20 protein-coding genes are annotated in these 21287 nt (G+C 65.3%); 13 read left to right on the top strand and 7 right to left on the bottom strand.

Annotation, left to right across the window (positions count from 1 at the left end; genetic code table 11):
• Positions 1–93: 93 nt before the first annotated feature.
• Positions 94–558 carry a cytochrome c gene (locus tag Tchl_RS06500; protein WP_075147679.1) on the top strand — a complete coding sequence of 155 codons (465 nt, stop codon included), beginning with the start codon at positions 94–96 and terminating at the stop codon, positions 556–558.
• A gap of 297 nt (positions 559–855) precedes the next feature.
• Here Tchl_RS06500 and Tchl_RS06505 read toward each other — a convergent pair whose 3' ends face one another.
• The 6 genes from Tchl_RS06505 to Tchl_RS06530 all read right to left on the bottom strand — a co-directional run bounded on the left by Tchl_RS06505 (position 856) and on the right by Tchl_RS06530 (position 8348).
• Positions 856–2523 (bottom strand): efflux transporter outer membrane subunit, encoded by a 1668-nt coding sequence (locus tag Tchl_RS06505; RefSeq protein ID WP_232311675.1) that lies wholly within the window; start codon positions 2521–2523, stop codon positions 856–858.
• Entirely contained in the window at positions 2520–3647 is a 1128-nt protein-coding gene (locus Tchl_RS06510; protein WP_232311676.1) for an ABC transporter permease, read from the bottom strand. The genes Tchl_RS06505 and Tchl_RS06510 overlap by 4 nt, the downstream gene beginning before the upstream one ends.
• Entirely contained in the window at positions 3647–4819 is a 1173-nt protein-coding gene (locus Tchl_RS06515) for an ABC transporter permease (protein ID WP_075147680.1), read from the bottom strand. The genes Tchl_RS06510 and Tchl_RS06515 overlap by 1 nt, the downstream gene beginning before the upstream one ends.
• Complete coding sequence (locus tag Tchl_RS06520; RefSeq protein ID WP_075147681.1) at positions 4816–6582, bottom strand: ATP-binding cassette domain-containing protein; 1767 nt, start codon at positions 6580–6582, stop codon at positions 4816–4818. Before Tchl_RS06520 ends, Tchl_RS06515 begins: the two co-directional genes overlap by 4 nt.
• 1 nt (position 6583) lies before the next feature.
• Positions 6584–7636 carry a secretion protein HlyD gene (hlyD, locus tag Tchl_RS06525; protein WP_075147682.1) on the bottom strand — a complete coding sequence of 351 codons (1053 nt, stop codon included), beginning with the start codon at positions 7634–7636 and terminating at the stop codon, positions 6584–6586.
• Between the two features lie 88 nt (positions 7637–7724).
• The gene (locus Tchl_RS06530) at positions 7725–8348 is read right to left on the bottom strand and encodes a TetR/AcrR family transcriptional regulator (protein ID WP_408646122.1); all 624 of its coding nucleotides are present in this window, start codon (positions 8346–8348) and stop codon (positions 7725–7727) included.
• 300 nt (positions 8349–8648) lie between these two features.
• On the opposite strand from Tchl_RS06530, the gene Tchl_RS06535 reads away from it, so the two are divergent.
• The 7 genes from Tchl_RS06535 (at position 8649) to Tchl_RS06565 (ending at position 15159) form a co-directional block, all read left to right on the top strand.
• Positions 8649–10418, top strand: coding sequence for a PHA/PHB synthase family protein (locus Tchl_RS06535; protein WP_075149618.1), 1770 nt, complete (start codon positions 8649–8651; stop codon positions 10416–10418).
• Between the two features lie 162 nt (positions 10419–10580).
• Positions 10581–11186, top strand: a complete 606-nt coding sequence (locus Tchl_RS06540) for an IMPACT family protein (protein ID WP_075147683.1) — start codon at positions 10581–10583, stop codon at positions 11184–11186.
• A gap of 205 nt (positions 11187–11391) precedes the next feature.
• Positions 11392–11727, top strand: a complete 336-nt coding sequence (locus Tchl_RS06545; protein ID WP_075147684.1) for a hypothetical protein — start codon at positions 11392–11394, stop codon at positions 11725–11727.
• Positions 11728–11894: 167 nt separating this feature from the next.
• Positions 11895–12431, top strand: coding sequence for a cupredoxin domain-containing protein (locus Tchl_RS06550; protein WP_075147685.1), 537 nt, complete (start codon positions 11895–11897; stop codon positions 12429–12431).
• 3 nt (positions 12432–12434) lie between these two features.
• A complete protein-coding gene (locus tag Tchl_RS06555; protein ID WP_075147686.1) occupies positions 12435–13934 on the top strand; it encodes a cbb3-type cytochrome c oxidase subunit I in 1500 nt (499 codons plus the stop codon).
• Complete coding sequence (locus tag Tchl_RS06560) at positions 13931–14545, top strand: SCO family protein (RefSeq protein WP_075147687.1); 615 nt, start codon at positions 13931–13933, stop codon at positions 14543–14545. The genes Tchl_RS06555 and Tchl_RS06560 overlap by 4 nt, the downstream gene beginning before the upstream one ends.
• The gene (locus Tchl_RS06565; RefSeq protein WP_232311677.1) at positions 14542–15159 is read left to right on the top strand and encodes a hypothetical protein; all 618 of its coding nucleotides are present in this window, start codon (positions 14542–14544) and stop codon (positions 15157–15159) included. The genes Tchl_RS06560 and Tchl_RS06565 overlap by 4 nt, the downstream gene beginning before the upstream one ends.
• A gap of 67 nt (positions 15160–15226) precedes the next feature.
• On the opposite strand, the gene Tchl_RS06570 is transcribed toward Tchl_RS06565, so the two are convergent.
• Positions 15227–16618 carry a sigma-54 interaction domain-containing protein gene (locus Tchl_RS06570; RefSeq protein ID WP_075147688.1) on the bottom strand — a complete coding sequence of 464 codons (1392 nt, stop codon included), beginning with the start codon at positions 16616–16618 and terminating at the stop codon, positions 15227–15229.
• A gap of 267 nt (positions 16619–16885) precedes the next feature.
• Between Tchl_RS06570 and Tchl_RS06575 the strand changes: the two genes are divergently transcribed.
• From Tchl_RS06575 to modC, 5 genes are all read left to right on the top strand, one after another.
• Positions 16886–17722, top strand: coding sequence for a formate/nitrite transporter family protein (locus Tchl_RS06575; protein ID WP_075147689.1), 837 nt, complete (start codon positions 16886–16888; stop codon positions 17720–17722).
• Positions 17723–17813: 91 nt separating this feature from the next.
• On the top strand, positions 17814–18566 hold the full coding sequence (locus tag Tchl_RS06580) for an SDR family NAD(P)-dependent oxidoreductase (RefSeq protein ID WP_075147690.1): 753 nt from the start codon (positions 17814–17816) through the stop codon (positions 18564–18566).
• A 156-nt stretch (positions 18567–18722) separates the two neighbouring features.
• Positions 18723–19478 (top strand): molybdate ABC transporter substrate-binding protein, encoded by a 756-nt coding sequence (modA, locus tag Tchl_RS06585; RefSeq protein ID WP_075147691.1) that lies wholly within the window; start codon positions 18723–18725, stop codon positions 19476–19478.
• 4 nt (positions 19479–19482) lie between these two features.
• Complete coding sequence (gene modB, locus Tchl_RS06590; RefSeq protein ID WP_075147692.1) at positions 19483–20160, top strand: molybdate ABC transporter permease subunit; 678 nt, start codon at positions 19483–19485, stop codon at positions 20158–20160.
• Between the two features lies 1 nt (position 20161).
• Positions 20162–21247 (top strand): molybdenum ABC transporter ATP-binding protein, encoded by a 1086-nt coding sequence (modC, locus tag Tchl_RS06595; protein ID WP_075147693.1) that lies wholly within the window; start codon positions 20162–20164, stop codon positions 21245–21247.
• Positions 21248–21287: the final 40 nt, after the last annotated feature.

The following is a 21287-nucleotide window of genomic DNA, read 5'->3' on the forward strand; positions in this document are numbered from 1 at the left end:
TTGACGATAACTCTTCTAGAGGAGTGCGGGGAGCATTACACAATCTGAACACTCTCCCACGAAAAACTGGACAATCATCTCAAAGGAGGCTTCATGCAATATCCGCACTACCCCAAGAAATATTCCATTATCAAACTTGTTAGTATGCTTCTAACGGTTACTTGCTTGCAAGCCTGGGCTGATGACGGGAGCAAGACCAAACCGCTGGTGCTACGCAAGATCATGCAAGACATGGGCAAAAACATGCAGGCCATTACCGATGGAATTTCTCGCGAGGACTGGGAAGCGGTGGCGAGAGCAGCGCCCCTGATTGCCGATCACCCTCAACCGCCGCTGACTGAGAAGATGCGCATCCTGAGTTTTGTCGGCTCCGATGCCGGCAAGTTCAAGAGCCACGACGAAAAAATGAAAAGAGTGGCGCGTACACTGCAGGATGCTGCTTTACGCGACGATGGAGAAGCCGTAATCGCGTCCTTTGCAACACTGCAAAGCAGTTGTCTGATCTGTCATCAAAGTTTCCGGAAACCGTTCCTAGAGCACTTTTATATGCGACGGTGAGGCGATGTGTGTGTCAATCGACACGAGGATTCAATGCGTGAGATCAATTTACGGTTTCGACTGACGTGCACGATCGCCACTGTTCATACGAATGCTCAGGATGGGCCCATTTTCCCCACTCACTGCACTGATTGCCGTAGAAATGTCGTTCGCCTACGATGAGGTCGGCTCGCCCCCCATCGGCCGACGGTTTCTGACCAGTCAACCACAAAGTGGAGCCTTTTGTGACGACGCAGATGGCCAGCGTCGTGACCACGGTTGTAACAATGAGGGAGCGCTGCGTAGAGGTTTTGTTTTTCAAGATAACTCTGGTCTGGATCGAGGCTCAGTGCTCGGACTTTTACATTCCACCGCCCATGTTGATCGGTATGATGATTTATCCATTGGATAGGTTGTTCTGTTGTAGTTATGACAACGACTCGATATCTCCACTGAATGAGGCGGGAGACGCGTCGCCCGGATCAGGTTTCGGGCTAGAGGTGGCCGGAGGCGTCGTAGGCGCGCCCCAACTCCCCCGAGGGCCTTGTAAAGCGCCACCAGTTGAATCGATGCGTTCGTGTGCGCACGTACGACGCCACTTTCAGCCTCGTAGAGGCTACGCTCGGCCGCCAGCAGGTCCACCAAGGCGATATCGCCTGCTGTGTAGCGTGTCTTGGCGTGTGCGTGACTGGCGCGCGCCGCATTCAGAGCCATCCCGCGGCGTTCAAGCGTAATGAGCCCCCCGTGGTAGTCAGCAAGAGCGCGCTCAGCGTCGCCCAGTGCTGCCAGGACGGCCTGCTCGTAGGCGAGCGCGGCCTGCTGTTCGGTCGCTTCACGGGCGCGAATTTCGGCGCGTACGCGTCCGCCGTCGAATAAACGCCAGGAAACAAGCGGCAAGATGGAAGAGCGCGTACTGGATGGATCGAACCAGTCTCCCGTACTGAGCGCCTGAAACCCGCCCCCGATTCCAATGGAGAGCTTCGGAAACAACTCGGCCGTGGCAACCCCGATATCGGCTGTGCTCGCCGCCAGGCGTCGCTCCGCTGCCAACACGTCGGGGCGTCGGCGCAGTATGTCGGCGCGCTCGCCCACCGGTAGCAGCCTCAACGTGAGCGGCGCCAGTGGGCCATCCAGTAGGGCCAGTTCACGCTCCGGCGTTGTTCCCAGGAGCACGCCCAGGCTGAGCACTGCCGCACGCTGGCGTGTCTGAATATCCGGCAAAAGCGCGTTGGCGTTTGCCCACTGCGTGTATGCCGTGTCCACATCCGCGGCCGATGCATCGCCCAATGCCTGCCTCAGGCGCACCAGCTCCAGCGTATGCTGCAGTGAGGCCAGTGTGGCCTGCTGCGTCCGCAACTCATAGCCTGCACCAACGGCCGTGAACCACGTGCGCGCAACCTCGGCGACGATGCGCATACGTACACCTTGTGCTTCGATTTCAGTGGCCTGCAAGCGGGCGCTTGCGCCCTCAAGCGCCCGTTGTTTAGCCCCAAAAAGATCGACCTCCCAGGTGGCATCGAAGCCTGCGTCGTAAATAGTCTGTGTGGCATCCAAACCCGGAATGGAACCGATGGGCAAGGGGCCGTTCTCGCTTTGCCTGCGTCGGTTGACGCTGGCGCCTGCGCTGGCGGTGGGCAGCCGTTCGCCGGCTATCCGATCACGCAGCGCGCGAGCTTCCTCGATACGCGCCATGGCTTGGCGCAGGTCGAGGTTCTGTGCCTGCGCCGTGTCAATCAGGCGATCGAGCACCGGATCTCCCAGCGCAGACCACCAATGTGCAAGCTCTGCCGGATCGGCCTCGCTGGCCAGCGGCAAGGTCCACCCGCTGCCCAGATTGACTGGCGGTGGTTCGCGGTATTCCGGGCCGACGGCTGCACAGGCCGTCAGCAGCAAGCAGGACAGGGACAGTGCCACCGGACGCAAGCGTCGAGGGGTCAGGCCCTTCGCTGCTGCGCGAAATAGGAGGTTACGGGCGTTGGATTTCATTGCAGGCGTCCTCGGACGAAAACAGTGGCCATTGTCAGCGTCGTCAGGGCGATGACCGCCAGCGGCCACAGGCTGGCGAGAATGTCAGCGGGTGGCATGGCCTTGAGAAAGCTGCCTTCGACGATGATGAGGAAGTGGGTCAGCGGAATGGCTTGGGCCAGCCATTGCAGGAACACGGGCATGTTTTCAACCGGTGTGGCAAAGCCGGACATCAGTACCGCTGGCACGCCAATGGCGAACGCCCCAAGGATGGCCTGCTGCTGTGTCATGCTGACGGCGGAAATCATCAGGCCGATACCGACCACCGACAGGATGAACAGCACCAAGCTGACCAGCAACAGGCCGAACGAGCCGGTAAACGGAATCCCGAACAGAAACACGCCGGCGCTGACCATGAATAGACCAAGCAGGCTACCGATCGCGAGGGCCGGCAGCGACTTGGAAATAATGATTTCCGGCGTCGAGGTGGGCGACACCAGCAACTGGTCAAACGTCCCCAACTCTCGCTCGCGTGCAATCGAGAGTGAGGTGATCAAGAGCGCGCTGAACAGCGCCAGGATGCCCGTGAGCCCGGGCACGATGAACCAACGGTAGACCAGATTCGGGTTGAACCAGTGGCGCACGACCACAGGGGTTGGCGCTTGCTCATCGGGAACGACCTCGGCGCCGACCTCGGCCGCGATGGTGGATAGATACGCGACAGTGATCTGGCCGGAGTTGCTGCGTCGCCCGTCGACCAGCACCTGCGCACGGCCAGTATCGCCGACGGCAATCGTGCGTGAGAAGTCCACCGGAATAGCGAGCGCAGCGATCACCTCGCCACGGTCGATCAGATCGTGCAATTGTTGCCTGCTGTCGATGTGCCGCACGCGAGTGATGAAATCTGAACTGTCGAGTCGCTGCACCAATTCGTGCGACCAGCGCCCCGCGTCCTGGTTGTACACCGCGATATCAACATTGCGCACTTCCAGCGTCGCGGCAAAGGCGAAGACCAGTAGTTGCAGGATCGGGGGCACGAAGACCACCATACGGCTGCGCGGGTCGCGCAGGACGCTGAGCACTTCCTTGATGAATTGTGCGCGCAAGCGCGTCAAGGCGAAGCTTCCGGATTGTTGCGGCATCATCAGGCCTCCAGGTTCTTGCGCGTGGCCCGCTTGGCAAGCATGAAGAACAGCGCCCCGATCGCAGCCATGGCAAGAAGATTGGGAATGAACACGGCCCAGATGTCGCCGGCCAGAAACACCGTCTTCAGCGACTCGACGAAATAACGCGCAGGAATCAGCTGCGTGATCGCGCGGATCGGAGCCGGCATGGCATCGATCTCGTACAGGAAGCCTGAGAGCATGAAGGACGGCAAAAAACCGGTGAACAGCGCAATCTGCGCCGCCAGAAACTGGTTGCGTGCCAGCGACGAGATCAGCAGCCCCTGGCCGAGCGCCGGCACCATGAACATAGCCGACAGCAGCAGCAGTGCGGCGAGCGATCCGCGCAAAGGCACGTCGAAGACGAAAATCGCCAGCGCCGCAGCACCCAGCGTCGACACCATGCCGAGTACGAAGTACGGCAGCAGCTTGCCGATCAGGATTTCCGCCACCGACGCAGGCGTCGACATCACCGCCTCCATCGTGCCGCGTTCCCATTCGCGCGCCACCACCAGTGCAGTCAGCATGGTGCCGATGATGGTCATGACGATGGCAATGGCGCCGGGCACCAGTGCTCGGCGGCTTTCCAGCTCGGCATTGAACCAGTAGCGAGGCTCCAGAACGACGGTCTGCGGCAGTGCCCCGACGTCGAGTCCGGCGCGCCAGGACTGCACCACACCCTTTGCGTAGTTCTCGACGTAGTTGGCAGTGTTGGGATAGGAGCCGTCAGTGACGATCTGAACCAGCGGTTCACTGCCCCGCAGTGCAAGGCGCTGCTCGAAATCCTGCGGAATGACCACGTAGCCACGCAGCTTGCCCGACACCAGCTTGTCGGCCACCTCTCGGCGATCATGGGCAAAGCTGGCGTCGAGATAGTCGGTGGTAGAAAAGGCCGCGGCCAGCGTTTGGGCGGAAGCACCCGGCGACTCCAGTACCACGCCGATGCGGATGTTCTTTGCATCCAACGATACCGCATAGGCGAATAACAACAAAAGCACTACCGGCAGCACAAAGGCGATCAGCAATGTCGATGGATCACGCAGTGCTTGAAGGCTTTCCTTGTAGATCAATGCCCGCAGGCGTTGCAGATCGAACCGGCGCACGCCCAACATCCGTGCCGAATCCCTGTCCTTGCGCTGGGTGGCGATGGTCATGCGTTCACCTCGTCGCCTTGGTCAGAGGACTCCACCAGATGAATGAATGCATCCTCCATCGTCGGATCAGGTCGATCCGTACTCGCAGCGGTTCTCTTGAGCGCATCCGGCGTATCCAATGCAATCAGCCGTGCTCGCGAGAGCATGGCCACCCGATCGCAGTATTCGGCCTCGTCCATGAAGTGAGTGGTGACCATGATAGTTACCCCCCTGCGCGCCAGACCGTTGATATGTGTCCAGAACTCGCGGCGTGTGATCGGGTCGACCCCTGACGTCGGTTCGTCCAGAAACAGCACCGGCGGACGATGCATCAACGCACAGGCCAGCGCCAGGCGCTGCTTGAGTCCCAATGGCAGGGAATCCGGCGCTGCAGACAACCAGTTGCCCAGATCGAAGGTGTCGATCATTTCTTCGATGCGCTCGTGTCGCGTCTGTCCTTCCAACTGATATACGCCGGCCGAGAATTCCAGGTTCTGGCGTACCGAGAGCAGGCCGTAGAGCGAGAACTTTTGCGCCATGTAGCCTAGGCGGCTCTTGGCCGCACCGGTTGCCCGCCTCAAGTCGTGCCCCACCACTTGTGCCTCGCCCGCGGTAGGTTTGAGCAGGCCGCACAGCATCTTGAAGGTCGTCGACTTCCCGGCGCCGTTGGGCCCAAGCAGACCGAAGATCTCGCCTTTCTGAACATCAAAAGTGACGTTATCGGTAGCGGTGAAATCGCCGAAGCGCTTGGTCAGGTTTCTGCATGAAACTGCAATATCCGAGTCGAGTTCAACTGACGGCAGGCGTTCGGCCAGGGCCGAAGTGCCGCCGGGACCCCCGCCGAGCAGATCGATGAAGGCATCCTCGAAGCGAGCGGGCACTCGCGCCAAATGTACCTGTGTCCGATCCGCTAACACCTGGATCTGATCAGGCTGTGCGCCTTCCCGCAGCACTACGCGCACACCCGCCCCCTGGATCACGCCATCGCTCACGCTGTCGAGATCCAGCGCTTCGGTAAGGACCGCCCGGCGCTCGACACCGACGTCTTCCAGGCGAAAACTGCGGCCTTCAAGTTGCGCGGTCAGGTCCTGAGGCGGGCCATCGAACAGGAGTTGCCCCTGGTTCAGCAATATCACGCTTTCGCAGCGCTCGGCCTCGTCGAGATAGGCTGTGGACCAGACCACGGCCATGCCCTCGTCGGTGAGCGCCTGCACCATGCGCCACAGATCCTGCCTGCTCACCGGATCGACCCCCACTCCGGGCTCGTCCAAGAGCAGAACCTTTGGTCGCGCCATCAGCGCACAGGCCAAGCCCAGCTTCTGTTTCATACCGCCGGATAGCTTTCCGGCCAGGCGCTTGGTGAAGGGACCAAGCCGCGTGAATTCGAGCAGCTCGGCAAACAGATCAGTGTTGCTGTCGGCGTCCATACCGCGTAATTGAGCGTACAGGCGCATGTTCTCCATCACCGACAGGTCTTCGTACAGGCCAAAGCGCTGCGGCATATAGCCTGTGGCGACGTGGATGGCGTCGTTGTCGTCCACTACGTCGTAGCCGGCCACGGTGATCCGGCCGGCGTTGGGGACCAGTAGGCCCGTCATGATCCGCATCAGGGTAGTCTTGCCCGCGCCGTCCGGGCCGACCAAACCGGTGAGGCGTCCGTAGTGGATGCGCGCGCTCAATGAACGCAAGGCTTGTACGTGGCCGAAATGTTTGTCCACACCGTCGATGACGACGGCGGAGCCTTCGCTCGAACCCTCAGGCACGACGACAGGGCTCGCCTGCATCTCAACTCTCCCTCCCCGCTGAGCCGATATCTGACGTCATGCGTGTTGTTGCGTCGATCTCGATCGTTACCGGCATACCCTGGCGCAGCGCGGCATCGCGGTCGGTTTCGTCGATGACGATGCGCAGGCGATACACCAGATCCGTGCGCAGATCCGTGGTTTCCACCGTCTTGGGCGTAAATTCGGCCCTAGGCGAAATGAAGCCGATCTGACCCCGGTACACCGTGTCGGAGGTATCGCTCTTTACGCGTACCGTAGTGCCGGGCGCGATGCGCCCCAAGTCCGGCTCCCCCACATAGGCACGCACGTAGACCGGTTTGTCGAGGCTCAGGCTATACACGGTGCTTTGGCTCGCAACCATGCTGCCAGGCTCGCGCACCCGTGCGATCACCGTTCCATCGCTGGGTGCCAGTAATTCGGCATCCGTGAGGGCGGTGACGGCTTGCGCCTTCGCCGCTTGTGCGGCCGCAAGACGAGCCTCTGCAGCAGCAATGTCTTCCTTGCGAAAGCCTTCGGATGCCTGTGACAAGGCTGCCTTGGCTGCCCCGACGCCCGCGACCGATTGGTCTCGTATCGCGCGGGCGGCGTCGACCGTGCGTTGGCTGGTAGCGCCTGACGCAAGCAGGCTGCTCTGGCGCTGATAGTTTCGCTCGGCGTCGGCAGCGATGGCCTGGGCCTGCTTGAGCGCCTCACGCGCCTGTGTGACCTCCTGCGGTCGCAAGCCGTGTCGCAGCTTGGCGAGTTCCGCCTGCGCCATCTGCACCGAGGCTTCCGCGGCAGCCAGCGCTTCCCGATAAGGCTGGGCATCCAGCACCGCCATACGGGCGCCAGCCTTTACGGCGTCGCCTTCGTCGAAGGACATCTCAGCCACACGTCCAGGCTGGCGGAACGCCAGTTGTACCTCGCGGATGTCAACATTCCCGTAGAGGAGCAACAGGTCTGTGTTGGTCTTGGTGCGCTGCACCCACAAGAACGCGACGCCGACGCCCAGACCAAAAATCGCCACGATGATGATCAACAGTTTCACACCGCGAGATGAAGTGATTCTGCTCATTGCACGCCTCCCATGCGGCGAGTCGATATGGGTGTGGTGGTGCTCTGGTTCGACGTTGCCACGCCGAACGCATGGATGCAGGCAGTTCTCATCGATCTGCTCCAATCCCACGGCGATAAATGGCAAACACCGCTGGTGCGTCACGGCGGATCTGACGAACCGTGCCCGCCAGGAGCGATTGCATTACCAGACCCTGGATGGTGCCGATGAACAACACGGCAGCGGCATCCACGTTCAGATCGGCATCCAACTCCCCCTGCGTCTTGCCGGCTTCCATCAGACGGTGCAGCCGCTGCTCATACTGACGAATCAAGGTTTGCACCATCCGCCTGGCGAGGGTCTCACCGGAGCGCTGCAACTCCCCGAACATCATGCGTGGCACGCCAGGATGTTTGGCGACGAAATCGATATGTGCCATGAACATGGCTTCGAGCGCTGCCACAGGGGACGCAGCGCTATCGGCCGCCTTGTCGATGCGGGCCAGCAGGCGCTCGCCGACCCAAGACATAGTTGCTTCGAGGATTGCGTCCTTGGTCGGGAAATGACGAAACAGCGCACCCTGCGTCAAGCCCATCCGATCGGCAATCGCCGTGGTCGTGATTTCCGCAGGATTCTGTTCTGCAGCCAAGTCAACAACGGCCTGTACCGTGGCGGCTCGCCGCTCTTCGGCGGGCAGATATTGGGGCCGTTCAGTCACTGTCTGGATCTCCATAAAGTAAGTGATTTGTTACTATCGTAGCACGCAAAATGATCCATGTGGAAGAGGGACATCTGATCGATCGCTACAGAACGTCGCCTGACCTTGGCGGCAAGAAATCGTTGGTCGGCTTTAACGGGAGGCCGGTGGCCTGAGGCGCCCTGGCTTGTGCGTCAGGGATATTTCCATCGTCAGCCAGGAACCAAGCACCGAAACGTCGCTGCGAGGACATAGCCTCTTTACCAGTGAGGGTTGCGCATTTTTCTGCATGCGATAGGCTAGTAATAACTCACTTTCTCAATGGGCGATGTAGAGATGAAACCTGTTGCCACCACAATCGACGAATTTGCGCCGGTGCCGCCTGAAAGTAGCCCTCCCGATGCCTTGGATGTGCTCGCGAACGCGTTGCGGGCACGCGGTACCGGCGGGCTGTCGCCGGCCGCGGCCTTGCTTGCTTGGTACGACTGGGCGTTGCATCTGCTTCTGTCGCCGGGTAAGCAGCGCAGCTTGCTGGAAAAAGCGCTGCAGAAGCAGCAGCGCTTCACACGCTATGCCTTGCGCGCAGCAAGTGCGCGTACCTGTCCAACGTGTATTGAGCCGCTTGAGCAGGACCGGCGTTTTGCCGACCCCGCTTGGCAACACTGGCCCTTCAACGTGATTCATCAGGGCTTTCTGCTACAGCAGCAATGGTGGCATAACGCTACAAGCGGCGTGCGCGGCGTATCTCTTCATCATGAGAACATGGTCACATTCGCCGGGCGGCAGTGGCTGGACATGTGGTCGCCGGCCAATTTCATGTGGAGCAATCCCGAGGTGCTGCACGCCGTTGCGGCGAGCGGTGGCGCCAACTTATGGCGCGGTGCCATGAACTTCTTCGATGATGCGCGGCGTCTAGCCCTTGACGATGCCCCGGCCGGGGCTGAAGGGTTCGTGGTCGGCAAGGACGTAGCGGTTACCCCCGGCACGGTGATGTTCCGCAATCGCCTGATCGAATTGATCCAGTACACCCCCACGACGCCCGAGGTGCATGCAGAGCCGATCCTTATCGTGCCCTCCTGGATCATGAAGTACTACATCCTTGACTTGTCGCCACACAACTCGATGGTGAAGTACTTGGTCGAACAGGGGCACACCGTCTTCATCGTTTCCTGGAAGAACCCGACGGCGGCCGATCGGGATCTCGGCCTGGACGACTACCGGTCACTGGGGATCATGGACGCACTGGACGCGGTAACGGCGATCGTTCCCGGGCGTAAGGTGCAAGCGGTCGGTTATTGCTTGGGTGGAACCCTGCTGTCGATCGCCGCCGCAGCGATGGCGCGGGATGGCGACGAGCGGCTGCAAAGCCTGACACTGCTGGCAGCAGAGGTGGATTTTCGAGAATCGGGTGAAATCGCGCTTTTTATCGACGAGAGCCAGCTCGCATGGCTCGAAGCTGGAATGTGGGATAAGGGTTATCTTGACGGCAACCAGATGGCCGGCGCGTTCCAAATGCTCAACTCACGTGATCTGATCTGGTCACGGCGGGTGCGCGAGTATCTGCTCGGCGAGCGGCAGACATTTAATGATCTGATGGCATGGAACGCGGATGCTACCCGCATGCCGTATCGCATGCACGGTGAGTATCTCCGGCGCTTGTATCTGGGCAATGACCTGGCCGAGGGGCGCTACCACGTTGGCGGAAGGCCGGTGGTGCTTGCCGACATCGACGTTCCGATGTTGATCGTCGGCACGGTGCGTGACCACGTAGCCCCCTGGCAATCGGTGTATAAGATGCACCTGCTCAACGATACGGAGCTGACTTTCGTGCTCACCCGCGGCGGACACAACGCCGGCGTGGTGAGCGAGCCGGGCCACCCGCGCCGCAGTTTCCAGATCGCCACTCGCGCTGCGGGGGCACGTTATGTCGATCCACAGCGGTGGCGCGCCAAGACCCAGCTGCGTGAGGGATCCTGGTGGCCAGCCTGGCAGGAATGGCTGGCACGACGCTCATCCGGGCGCGTTGCCCCCCCCGTTACGGACGGCATCCCAAATGCTTACGTTGCGCTTGATGATGCGCCTGGAACATACGTGGCGATGAGATGACGTGACGTTCCCTGCGATCGGATCATCGAACCTATCCCGCCAGCCCTTTGAGAGCCGTTCCAGGATCCGCCTCCACGCGGTAACGGATGGGCTGGACACAAAAAGCCGCATCACGGGGGCGAGTCGTGAGGGTGCGAGAAATGCGGGCTAGAATCCCGCCCCATGCCGCTCACCCTCGCCGCCCCCGTCCATAGCGAACTGATCATCAAGAAAAGCCGCTTCATCGGCTGCGTGCAGCCGATGGCCGACCGCGCCGGGGCGCAGAAGGTGGTGGCCGCGCTGTGGGCGCAGCATCCGGGCGCGCGCCACGTGTGCTGGGCGCTGCTCGCCGGCGGCCAGTCGGCGGCGGTCGATGACGGCGAGCCGAGCGGCACCGCCGGGCGGCCGATGCTCGACGTGCTCCGCCACCAGGACCTCGAAGGCGTGCTCGCCACCGTGGTGCGCTACTTCGGCGGAGTCAAGCTGGGGGCGGGCGGCCTCGTGCGCGCGTATACCGACGCGGTGGCGCAGGCCCTGCTCGGCGCGACCAAGGTGCCGATCGTGCGCCTGGCGACACTGCGCTGCGCCATCCCCTATGCGCTCGAAGGCCTGCTGCGGCGTGAGCTCGACGCCGCCGGCGCGCAGGGGCTGGAGGTGGCGCACGGGGCCGAAGTCGAGCTGTGCTTCAGCCTGGCCGAGGATGCGGCAGCGGCGCTGGTCGCGCGCCTGAACGAGGCCGGCCAGGGGCGGGTGCGCTGGCAATCGGACAGCGTTCTTCCGGGACGGTAGGCGTAGCGTAACGAGCGTTCATTGTGGACGAAATTTGAACGTCCATAATGGACGTCAAGGCCGTAGTTAACGGCCGCATTTCTCCATTGAGAATTTGTTTTCCAATAAAAACAGCAAGTTGCAAAAGTGGTACGGAATTTGCCTCAAAGGATGATGTAAGCAGCGCATGGTGTGCTGGTTATCGACAAACTTAGAGAGGCTCACAATGAAAAAGCAATTCCTGACCATCCCCGCACTCGTCCTCGCCCTCGCCGCCGTTGCGCCGGCCCAGGCCAAGATCGCGACTTCCGAGGCGATCGTCACGCTCGGCGCCGAGCGCCTGGTGGAACTGACCAACCAGGGGCAGACCACCCTGAAAGTGCTTGTCCGCACCGGCCACGGCGTGGTTTCCGAAGGCAATCCCGACGGCAACGATATCGCCGAGTACTTCGTCGAGCCGGGCCAGGCAGTGCTCGTCAAGGGCCGCTACCAGGCCTACGAATACGTCCCGACGCCGGACTCGGCGAAGGTGTTCGAGGCGATGTATGCGCCCGGGCACTGAGTGCCGGGCCAGGCCGGTGATGGCGCCATGCGCCACCCGGCCCGTGATCCCGCCAGGCCGGCCCGGATCGGTGCACTCCGCTCGCCGCCCGGCGGGCGGGCGCCACCGGGGCGGCGAGCGGGGCGCGTGGCGGGACCACGCCTGAAATCGAGGAAAGGGGAGAAAACATGCTGCAAGACATTGTCTGGATCATCTCGCTGGCGCTGATGGCCGTGGTCGGCCTCGGCTGGGGGTTCGCGCTGCTGAATTCCGGCGCGCGCGAAGAGAATTACGCCCCGCTGCAACAGCGCGCCTACCGTTTGCGGGCGCGCTTGTTCTGGGGGCTGGTGGCGGTGTTCGGGGTGCCGATGGTGCTCACCCTGAGCGACCTGCCGTATGACGCGGTCCGCTCCGCGCAGGCCGGCGGCGAGGCCCAGGTGGTCGACGCCACCGCCTACATGTGGCGCTGGGAACTGAGCGAGGAGCGCATCGAGGCCGGCCGCCCGGTGGAGTTCCGCGTCCGCAGCGCCGACATCAACCACGGTTTCGCGATCTACGACGAAGAGCTGAAGATCGTCGCCCAGGTGCAGGCGATGCCCGGGCTCACCAACACCTTGCGCCACACCTTTACCCGGCCCGGCACCTACCGCGTGCTGTGCCTCGAGTACTGCGGCCTCGGCCACCACAACATGTTCGCCGAATTCACCGTCGAAGAAAGGAGCTGAGCGATGGCAGCCTACAACTATCATCCCGCGCCGGACCACGGCGCGAAGGCCGGCGTGCTCGCCTACCTGGTCACCGCGGCGGCGGTCCTGCTGCTGCTGATGGTGTTCGGCCTGTTGATGCGGATGGAGCAGGGGGAGCTGATCGAGCTCGGCCCGAACTGGTTCTACCAGCTCATGACCGTCCATGGCGCCGGCATGGTCGGGATTGCCGGCATCGGCGGTGCGGCGGTGATGTGGCATTTCCTCGGCCACTACGTCGCGCTCTCGGCGCGCCTGCTGCTGGTCAACCTGGTGCTGTTCCTGATCGGGGTGGCGATGGTCCTGGGCAGCGTCTTCCTGGGCAACTTCCACGCCGCGTGGACCTTCCTGTATCCGCTGCCGAGCCATTCGATGGGCTTGTGGAGCACCGGGGCGGCGGCGCTGTTCCTCGCCGGGATGCTGGTCATCGGCACCGGCTTCCTGCTCTTCCACCTCGACATCGCGCGCGCGCTGATCGCCCGCTACGGCAGCTTCGCCCGCGCCCTGGGCTGGCCCCAGCTGTTCGGCCGCGACGACGGCAACGCCCCGCCGCCGACCGTGGTCGCGAGCGCGATGGTGACCATCGTCAATGTCGTCGGCCTGGTCGTCGGCGCCAGCATCCTGGCGATGATGCTGGTCAATCTGTACGCGCCCGAGTTCGCCATCAATCCGCTGCTGGCGAAGGGCATGATCTACTTCTTCGGCCACGTCTTCATCAACGCCACCATCTACATGGCGGTGATCGCGGTGTACGAGATCCTGCCGCGCTACACGCGCCGGCCGTGGAAGGCGAACAAGGTCTTCCTCGCCTCGTGGACGGCGTCGACGCTGATGGTGATGTTCATCTTCCCGCACCACCTGCTGATGGATTTCGCCTTCCCGAAGTGGATGCTGGTGATGGGCCACATCATCGGCTACCTGAACACGGTGCCGATCCTGGTGGTGACCGGCTACGGCGCGCTGATGATCGTGTACCGCTCGGGGATCCGCTGGGACATGGGCACGCGGCTGCTGTTCCTGTCGATGCTGGGGTGGGCGGCGGGGGCGATGCCGGCCTTCATCGACGGCACGATCCGGGTCAATTACGTGATGCACAACACCCTGTGGGTGCCGGGGCATTTCCACACCTACCTGCTGCTCGGCATGGTGTCGATGCTGTTCGGCTTCATGTACTACCTGACCAAGCCGGCGAAGGATGGGGTGGGGGCGGCCGAATCGGCCCTCGATCGCCTCGCCTACTGGGCCTACCTGGTCGGTTCGCTCGGGTTCACGCTGACCTTCCTCTATTCGGGCAAGGAAAGCGTCGCCCGCCGCTACGCCGAGCATCTGCCCGAATGGGTGCCGTACGACCGTGTCGGTTCGTTGTTTGCGGCGCTGATCGTTGCTGCGGCGCTGGTCTTCGTGCTGCGCTTCCTGACCCGCCTGGGCCATGCCGGCAGCAGCCACATGCGGGCGAGCGTGCCGGCCGGAGTGGTTGCGGCATGAAGTCCGGGGCGCGGAATTTCGCTGCCGCGGTGGCGGTCGCCGTACTCGGGACCACCACCCTGTGGTGGGGCAGCGACGGCTTCACTGCCTTCACCAGCGAGGCGGCGCGCCGCCTGAGCGTGCTGGAAAATCCGCGCCCGCTGCCGGCCGTCGCCCTCGAAGACCAGGACGGCCGGCGGTTCACCCTGCAGGACTACCGCGGGCGGCTGCTCGCGGTGGAGTTCATCTACACCCGCTGCGAGACGATCTGCTACAGCCTGGGCACGGTGTTCAGGCAGATCCGCGAGCAGGTCCCGGCCGCCGCCCTCGGGCGCGAGTTCGCGCTGCTGAGCATCAGCTTCGACCCGGGGCACGACGAGCCCGCCCGCCTGCGCGACTATGGCCGCCGCTTCGGCGCGGACGGGGGGGACTGGCGGATCGCGCGCCCGGCCGACGCCGACGGCCTGCGCGCGCTGCTCGCCGCGTTCGGCGTGGTCGTCATCCCCGATGCGTTCGGCGGCTTCGAGCACAACGCCGCGCTCCACCTCGTCGGCCGCGACGGCCGGCTCGAAGAGATCCGCGACCTCGACGCAGTCGCGCCGTTCGTCGCCGCGCTCGGAGCCCGGCTGTGAGTCCGCGGCGCATTCCCCGCAAGCCGGCGGCGCTCGCGCTCGCCGCCATCTATCTGGCGCTCGCCCTGCCGCCGGCGCGCACCTGGCTGGAAGCGTCGATGGTCGGCCACATGCTGGTCCAGATCCCGCTGCTGGCCGCACTTGGGGCGGGCGCCGGCCTGCTGCTGCCGGCGCCGCGCCGGGCCGCGTTGCGGGCGGCGCTGGGCGGGCCACTCGCCTGCCTCCTCGCGGCCGCATTCGCTTCCACTTACTGGATGCTGCCGCGGGCGCTCGATGCGGCGGTGCTCGATCCGCTCGCCGCGCTCGCCAAGTTCTCGAGCCTGCCGCTGCTCGTCGGCCTGCCCCTGGCGCTCGCCTGGGAGAGGCTCGGCCTGATCGGCCGGGGCTTCATCTGGACCAACCTGATCAGCATGCTCGGGTTCACCGGCTGGCTGTACCTCGCCGCCCCGCTGCGGGTGTGCAACACCTACCTGGTCGATGAGCAGGCGCGCGTCGGCTGGTGGATGATCGAGCTCGCGGTGCTGCTGTTCGCCCTCTGGCTCGGCGGGCTGTTCGCCGGCCGGCGTCCGCCGTGCGCCGCTCCCGGGCGCTGCGCCGACGGGCAGCCGGCCTGAGCGATCCGCTCCGGCGCGCTGCGGCCGGCCTGGAACAACCGACCCGGAACGACCCGCAACGAGCAGCTCAGCGCGCGGAATCGAGTTCGGGGTAGCGGGCCAGCCGCTTCCACAGGGTGGTGCGCGAAATGCCGAGGCGGCGTGCGGCTTCGGCCTTGTTGCCGCCAGCGGCGCGGAGGGCGTCGCGGATCGCGGCGCGCTCCTCGTCCGCGGACGGTGGCGGTGCGTAATAGCGGGTCAGGGGTTTGGCGGGCGGGGCGTGGATCGGTGCGTTGTCCGCCGCGGGGGCGGCGGCGGCAGAGAGCTCGGCCAGTTCCGGCGGCAGGCTTTCGGGCGGGATCAGGGCGCCATCGGACTGCACCACCGCGTACTCGAGGCAGTTGAACAGCTGGCGGGCGTTGCCGGGCCAGTCGAACGCCTCCAGCCGGCGCATCGCCTCCGGGGACAGGCGCAGCGGGGGGCGGGCGTAACGGGCGGCCAGGGTCGCCAGCATGTTGCCGACGAGCAGGGGGATGTCCTCGCGCCGCTCGCGCAGCGCCGGAATGTGCAGCGGCAGCACGCACAGGCGGTAGTAGAGATCCTCGCGGAACAGGCCTTGGGCGATCATCGCCTTGAGGTCGCGGTGGGTGGCGGCGATGATCCGCACATCGACCTTGCGCGCTTCGTTTTCGCCCACGCGCACGATTTCGCGCTCCTGCAGCACGCGCAGCAGCTTGACCTGGGTGGCGGGCGAGATCTCGCCGATTTCGTCGAGGAACAGGGTGCCGCCGTGGGCCGCCTCGAAGCGCCCGGTGCGGGCCGTCAGGGCGCCGGAGAAGGCGCCGCGCGAATGGCCGAAGAGCTCGGTTTCCTGCAGCGTCTCGGGCAGGGCGGCGCAGTGGACGGCGACGTAGGGGCCGCCCGCGCGCGGCGAATTGTCGTGCAGCGCGCGCGCGGCGAGTTCCTTGCCGACGCCGCTTTCGCCGCTGATCAGCACGCTCGCATCGCTTGCCGCGGCGCGCAGGATCTTCTGGTAGAGGTCCTGCATCTGCACGCTGCGCCCGGTCAGGCCGCCGAGCTGCCAGTGCTCGCGCACTTCGGCTTCGAGTTCGCGCTCGCGCGAGCAGTCGCGCAGGATGATCGTGCAATGCACGCCGGCGGCGTTGTGCGGCACCCGCATCGCCCACACCCGCAGGGCGCGTTCGCGGCCGTCGGCGTTTTTGATCAGCACGTCCTGGATCTTGCGTTCCTCGCCGTCGTCCGGGGTGAGCGTGCACAGGCCGCTCGTTCTGCAGTGGTGGGCGCAGGGCATCGCGGGGAACAGCGACGGACAGGGGCGGCCGACGAGCTCGCTGCCTTCGCGCTGGAGCATCGTGCTCGCCGCCTCGTTGTTGGCGAGGATGCCGAGCTGGGCGTCGAGCAGCAGCACGCCTTCTTCCAGGGTGTTCAAAAAACTGCTGCTCATCAGGAAATCGGACATCGGGCTTTTCCTTCGGGGACGGTGGGCGCAGTGTAACGGGCGTTCATTGCGGACGCAAGCTGAACGTTCATGGCGGACGTTAACGCCGGGGCGGGCGGTTGCGTTCCCTCCGCATGAATTTGTTTTTCAGCAAAAACAGTGAGTTGCAAAATTGGTACGGAATTTGCATCATGGAATGATGTAAGCGATGCCCGGTGCCGGGCCGGTAATGGCGGTATGCGCCACCCGGCCGCCCGAAACTGAAACGATGTTCGCGGAGAAATCGCGATGGACCATTTTTCTTCCTCCCGGCTGATGGACGAGATCGCAGCGACCAGCCGCAACAAGGCCGCGCTGAGCATCGCCGGGATGCTGCTCAAAGGCTTTCTTTCCGGTGCCCTGTTCGCCTACGCCACGGCCTTCGCCTTTACCGTGTCCGAGGGCCTGCCGGCAGGGGTCGCCACCCTGGTGTCGGCGGCGGTGTTTCCCGCCGGCTCGGCGATCATCGTGCTCCTCGGGCTCGAACTGGCCACCGGCAACTTCGCCGTCCTGCCGTTCGGCCTGGCGCGCGGCAGCAACCGGCGCGGCGCGGTGGTGCGCAACTGGAGCTGGGTCTATCTGGCCAACTTCCTCGGCAGCGTCTTCGTCGGCGGCCTGCTCACCTTCGCCCTGACCAAGGGCTTCACCGAGAGCGCCGGCGCGCTCGGGGCGAGAATCGTCGCGGTCGCCGAAGCGAAGACGCTGGCCTACCAGCACGCCGGCGCCAGCGGCTGGTTCACCGCGCTCGTCAGCGGCGTGCTGTGCAACTGGATGGTGGCGCTGGGCACCGTGCTCGGCCTCGGTTCGACTTCGTCGATCGGCAAGGTCACCGCGGTCTGGCTGCCGATCTCGATGTTTTTCGGGCTCGGGCTCGAGCATTCGGTGGTCAATATGTTCGTCGTGCCGACCGCGATCGCCCTCGGCGCCGACATCGGTGTCGGCCAGTGGCTGTGGTGGAACCAGCTTCCGGTCACGGTCGGCAACCTGATCGGCGGTGTCGTGCTCACCGGGCTGCTGCTGCACTTCGGCCATCCGGCCGCGGCGTCGGTGGCAGAGCCGGTCGTGCTTGCCGAAGAGACGCTGTAACCGCGCCCGGCGTAGGGCACGATACGGGGCGGGTGCAGGTCGAAAGCTTGCCTCGGCGGAGGTCGATTTTCCCATTTTGAAGGAGCACATCATGGACCACAGGCTGGAAGGAAAAACTGCCGTGATCACCGGCGCAAGCAGCGGGATCGGGCGCGCGATCGTCGACCACTACGTCGCCGCGGGGGCGAAGGTGGTGGCCTTCGCCCGCAACCGGGCGGCGCTCGAGGCGCTCGCCGCCGCCCATCCGGGGGCGGTGCTCGCCGTCACCGGCGACGTCACCCGCCCCGCCGACCTGCAGCGCCTCGCCGACGAGGCGGTGAAGGCGTTCGGCGGCGTCGACATCGTAGTGCCGAATGCCGGCATCGCCCGGGTCGTATCCTTCGAGGACAGCACGCCCGAAGCCTTCGACACCCAGTTCTCGGTGAACCTGTTCGGCGCGGTTGAGACCGTCCGCCGCCTGCTGCCGCATCTGCGCAAGGGCGGCTCGGTGCAGTTCATCAGCACCTTCCTGACCCAGGTCGGCTTTCCCGGGCTGGCGATCTACAGCGCCAGCAAGGCGGCGCTGAAATCGATCACCCAGACGCTCGCGGCCGAGCTCGCGCCGCAGGGCATCCGGGTCAATGCGATCGCCCCGGGGCCGATCGGCACGCCGCTGTGGGGCACGGTCGGGCTGCCTGCGGACGTGCTCGACAGCGTCGCGCACAAGCTCACCGCGCGCCTGCTGCCGGGCGCCTTCGGCCGCCCGGAAGACATCGCCGCGACTTCGGTGTTTCTCGCCTCCGACGACGCGCGCAACATCTACGGCCAGGAGATCGTCGTCGACGGCGGATATACGGTGGGCTGAGCGGCGGCGCCCGCGCCCGCGCCCGCGCCCGCCTGCGGTGCGGGTGCGGGTGTAAGTACGAATGGCGGGTGCGGACGGCTTTACACGGTGGTGGGGAGTGAAGTAAAAGCGGGGCTGCCCTTGCCGGCCCGCCCCGCCTGCTCCTGAAGGAAATCCATGCTCCTGCGCCTCCTCGCCGCCGTCCTCGCCGCAATTTGCCTGCCCTTGTCCGTGCCGGTGCACGCGGCCGAAGTGCAGGTCGCGGTGGCCTCCAACTTCCTTGCGCCGATGCAGCGCATCGCCGCCGCCTTCGAGCGCGACACCGGCCACCGCGCGCGCCTGGCCTCTGGCGCCACGGGCAAGTTCTACGCCCAGATCCGCAACGGCGCGCCGTTCGAGGTCCTGCTCGCGGCCGATGAGACCACTCCTGCGCGCCTCGAGGCGGAAGGGCGGGCGGTGGCAGGGACGCGCTTCACCTATGCGATCGGCCGCCTGGTGCTGTGGTCGCCGCGCGCGGAGTACGTCGATGCCGAGGGGGCGATCCTGCGCCGCGGCGGTTTCGCTCATCTTGCCGTGGCCAACCCGCGCACCGCGCCCTATGGCGCGGCTGCCGCCCAGGTGCTGGCGGCGCTCGGCCTCGGGGATGCGCTCGCCGCCCGCCTGGTGACCGGCGAGAACATCGGCCAGACCTACCAGTTCGTCGCCTCGGGCAATGCCGAGCTCGGCTTCGTCGCCCTCTCCCAGGTGATGGCCGACGGCAAGCTGGCCGGCGGCTCGGCCTGGCCGGTGCCGGACGAGTTGTACCTCCCGATCCGCCAGGATGCGGTGCTGCTCGAGCGCGGCGCGGACAACCCCGCCGCCGCCGCGCTCCTCGACTATCTGCGCGGCGACGCCGCGCGCGCGCTGATCGGCGGCTACGGCTACCGCTTCTGAGCCGATGCTCGACGCCACCGACCTCGCCGCGATCCGCCTGACGCTGGAGCTGGCCGCGCTGTCCACCGCGATCCTGCTGGTGCTGTGCACTCCGCTGGCGTGGTGGCTGGCGACCACCCCTTCGCGCTGGAAGGCGCCGATCGACGCGGTGGTGGCGCTGCCGCTGGTGCTGCCGCCGACCGTGCTCGGCTTCTACCTGCTGGTGGCGATGGGGCCGGAGGGGCCGATCGGACGCTTCACCACCGCGCTCGGCCTGGGCACGCTGCCGTTCACCTTCGCCGGGCTGGTGGTGGGCTCGGTGATCTATTCGCTGCCCTTCGTCGTCCAGCCGCTGCGCCAGGCCTTCGCCGCGGTCGGGCGGCGCCCGCTGGAAGTCGCCGCCACCTTGCGCGCGGGGCCGTGGGACAGCTTCTTCAGCGTCGTCCTGCCGCTCGCCCGCCCCGGTTTCGTCACCGCCGCGGTGCTCGGTTTCGCCCACACCGTCGGCGAGTTCGGCGTGGTGCTGATGATCGGCGGCAACATTCCGGAGCGCACGCGGGTGGTCTCGGTGCAGATCTACGACCACGTCGAGGCCCTCGAGTACGCCCAGGCGCACTGGCTGGCGGGCGGCATGGTGGCGTTTTCCTTCATCGTGCTGCTGCTGCTGTATTCGAGCCGGCGCCTCCGCCCGGGGTGGAGCTGAGATGGGCAGCGACGCCTGCATCGAGGCGCGCTTCCGGGTCGCCTACCCGGGGTTCACCCTCGACGTCGACCTGGTGCTGCCGGGGCGCGGGGTGAGCGCGCTGTTCGGCCACTCGGGTTCGGGCAAGACCACCCTGCTGCGCTGCGTCGCCGGGCTGGAGCCGGCGGCGCAGGGGCGGCTGACGGTCAATGGCGAATGCTGGCAGGACAGCGCGCGCGGCGTGTTCGTGCCCACCCACCGCCGCGCGCTGGGTTACGTGTTCCAGGAGGCGAGCCTGTTCCCCCACCTGTCGGTGCGGCGCAACCTCGAGTTCGGCCTGCGCCGGATCCCGCCCGCCGCGCGCCGGGTGTCGTTCGCCCAGGCCACCGCCCTGCTCGGCATCGACGCCCTCCTCGAACGCATGCCCGCCCACCTGTCGGGCGGCGAGCGCCAGCGCGTGGGAATGGCGCGCGCGCTGCTCACCAGCCCGCGCATCCTGCTGATGGACGAGCCGCTGGCGGCGCTCGACGCGCGGCGCAAGCAGGAGATCCTGCCCTACCTCGAACGCCTGCACGACGAGCTCGACATCCCGGTGCTGTATGTCAGCCACTCCCCTGAAGAGGTGGTGCGCCTCGCCGACCATGTGGTGATGCTGGGCGAGGGCCGGGTGATGGCCTCCGGCGAACTGCACGCGACGATGGCGCGCCTCGACCTGCCCACCGCGTTCACCGAGGATGCGGGGGTGGTCATCGACGGCATCGTCGCCGAGCACGACGACCACTACCACCTGACCCGGCTCGACTTCCCCGGCGGCGCGGTGTTCGTCGCCCGCCAGGGGGTGGCGCCGGGGCAGCGGATGCGCTTCCGGGTGCATGCGCGCGACGTCAGCCTCGCCGACCACCGCGTCGACGGCAGCAGCATCCTCAACCTGCTGCCGGTCACGGTGCAGGAGGTCGTCGGCGCCGACACCCCCGCCCATGTCCTCATCCGCATGGACGCCGGCGGCACGCCGCTGCTCGCGCGCATCACCCGGCGCTCGAGCGAGCAGCTGATGGTGCGCCCGGGGCGCACGCTGTGGGCGCAGATCAAGTCGGTGGCACTGCTGTAGCAAAACGGGGCGAGGATGCGATGATGCACGCCCCGCAATC

Origin of the sequence: Thauera chlorobenzoica (genome assembly GCF_001922305.1) — a bacterium.
In the GTDB taxonomy this organism is placed as follows: domain Bacteria; phylum Pseudomonadota; class Gammaproteobacteria; order Burkholderiales; family Rhodocyclaceae; genus Thauera; species Thauera chlorobenzoica.

Excerpts from the sequence above, each read along its gene's own strand:
- Tchl_RS06500 (WP_075147679.1), top strand. The coding sequence starts at position 94 with ATGCAATATCCGCACTACCCCAAGAAATATTCCATTATCAAACTTGTT.
- Tchl_RS06505 (WP_232311675.1), bottom strand. The coding sequence starts at position 2,523 with ATGAAATCCAACGCCCGTAACCTCCTATTTCGCGCAGCAGCGAAGGGC.
- Tchl_RS06510 (WP_232311676.1), bottom strand. The coding sequence starts at position 3,647 with ATGATGCCGCAACAATCCGGAAGCTTCGCCTTGACGCGCTTGCGCGCA.
- Tchl_RS06515 (WP_075147680.1), bottom strand. The coding sequence starts at position 4,819 with ATGACCATCGCCACCCAGCGCAAGGACAGGGATTCGGCACGGATGTTG.
- Tchl_RS06520 (WP_075147681.1), bottom strand. The coding sequence starts at position 6,582 with ATGCAGGCGAGCCCTGTCGTCGTGCCTGAGGGTTCGAGCGAAGGCTCC.
- hlyD (WP_075147682.1), bottom strand. The coding sequence starts at position 7,636 with ATGAGCAGAATCACTTCATCTCGCGGTGTGAAACTGTTGATCATCATC.
- Tchl_RS06530 (WP_408646122.1), bottom strand. The coding sequence starts at position 8,348 with ATGGAGATCCAGACAGTGACTGAACGGCCCCAATATCTGCCCGCCGAA.
- Tchl_RS06535 (WP_075149618.1), top strand. The coding sequence starts at position 8,649 with ATGAAACCTGTTGCCACCACAATCGACGAATTTGCGCCGGTGCCGCCT.
- Tchl_RS06540 (WP_075147683.1), top strand. The coding sequence starts at position 10,581 with ATGCCGCTCACCCTCGCCGCCCCCGTCCATAGCGAACTGATCATCAAG.
- Tchl_RS06545 (WP_075147684.1), top strand. The coding sequence starts at position 11,392 with ATGAAAAAGCAATTCCTGACCATCCCCGCACTCGTCCTCGCCCTCGCC.
- Tchl_RS06550 (WP_075147685.1), top strand. The coding sequence starts at position 11,895 with ATGCTGCAAGACATTGTCTGGATCATCTCGCTGGCGCTGATGGCCGTG.
- Tchl_RS06555 (WP_075147686.1), top strand. The coding sequence starts at position 12,435 with ATGGCAGCCTACAACTATCATCCCGCGCCGGACCACGGCGCGAAGGCC.
- Tchl_RS06560 (WP_075147687.1), top strand. The coding sequence starts at position 13,931 with ATGAAGTCCGGGGCGCGGAATTTCGCTGCCGCGGTGGCGGTCGCCGTA.
- Tchl_RS06570 (WP_075147688.1), bottom strand. The coding sequence starts at position 16,618 with ATGTCCGATTTCCTGATGAGCAGCAGTTTTTTGAACACCCTGGAAGAA.
- Tchl_RS06575 (WP_075147689.1), top strand. The coding sequence starts at position 16,886 with ATGGACCATTTTTCTTCCTCCCGGCTGATGGACGAGATCGCAGCGACC.
- Tchl_RS06580 (WP_075147690.1), top strand. The coding sequence starts at position 17,814 with ATGGACCACAGGCTGGAAGGAAAAACTGCCGTGATCACCGGCGCAAGC.
- modA (WP_075147691.1), top strand. The coding sequence starts at position 18,723 with ATGCTCCTGCGCCTCCTCGCCGCCGTCCTCGCCGCAATTTGCCTGCCC.
- modB (WP_075147692.1), top strand. The coding sequence starts at position 19,483 with ATGCTCGACGCCACCGACCTCGCCGCGATCCGCCTGACGCTGGAGCTG.
- modC (WP_075147693.1), top strand. The coding sequence starts at position 20,162 with ATGGGCAGCGACGCCTGCATCGAGGCGCGCTTCCGGGTCGCCTACCCG.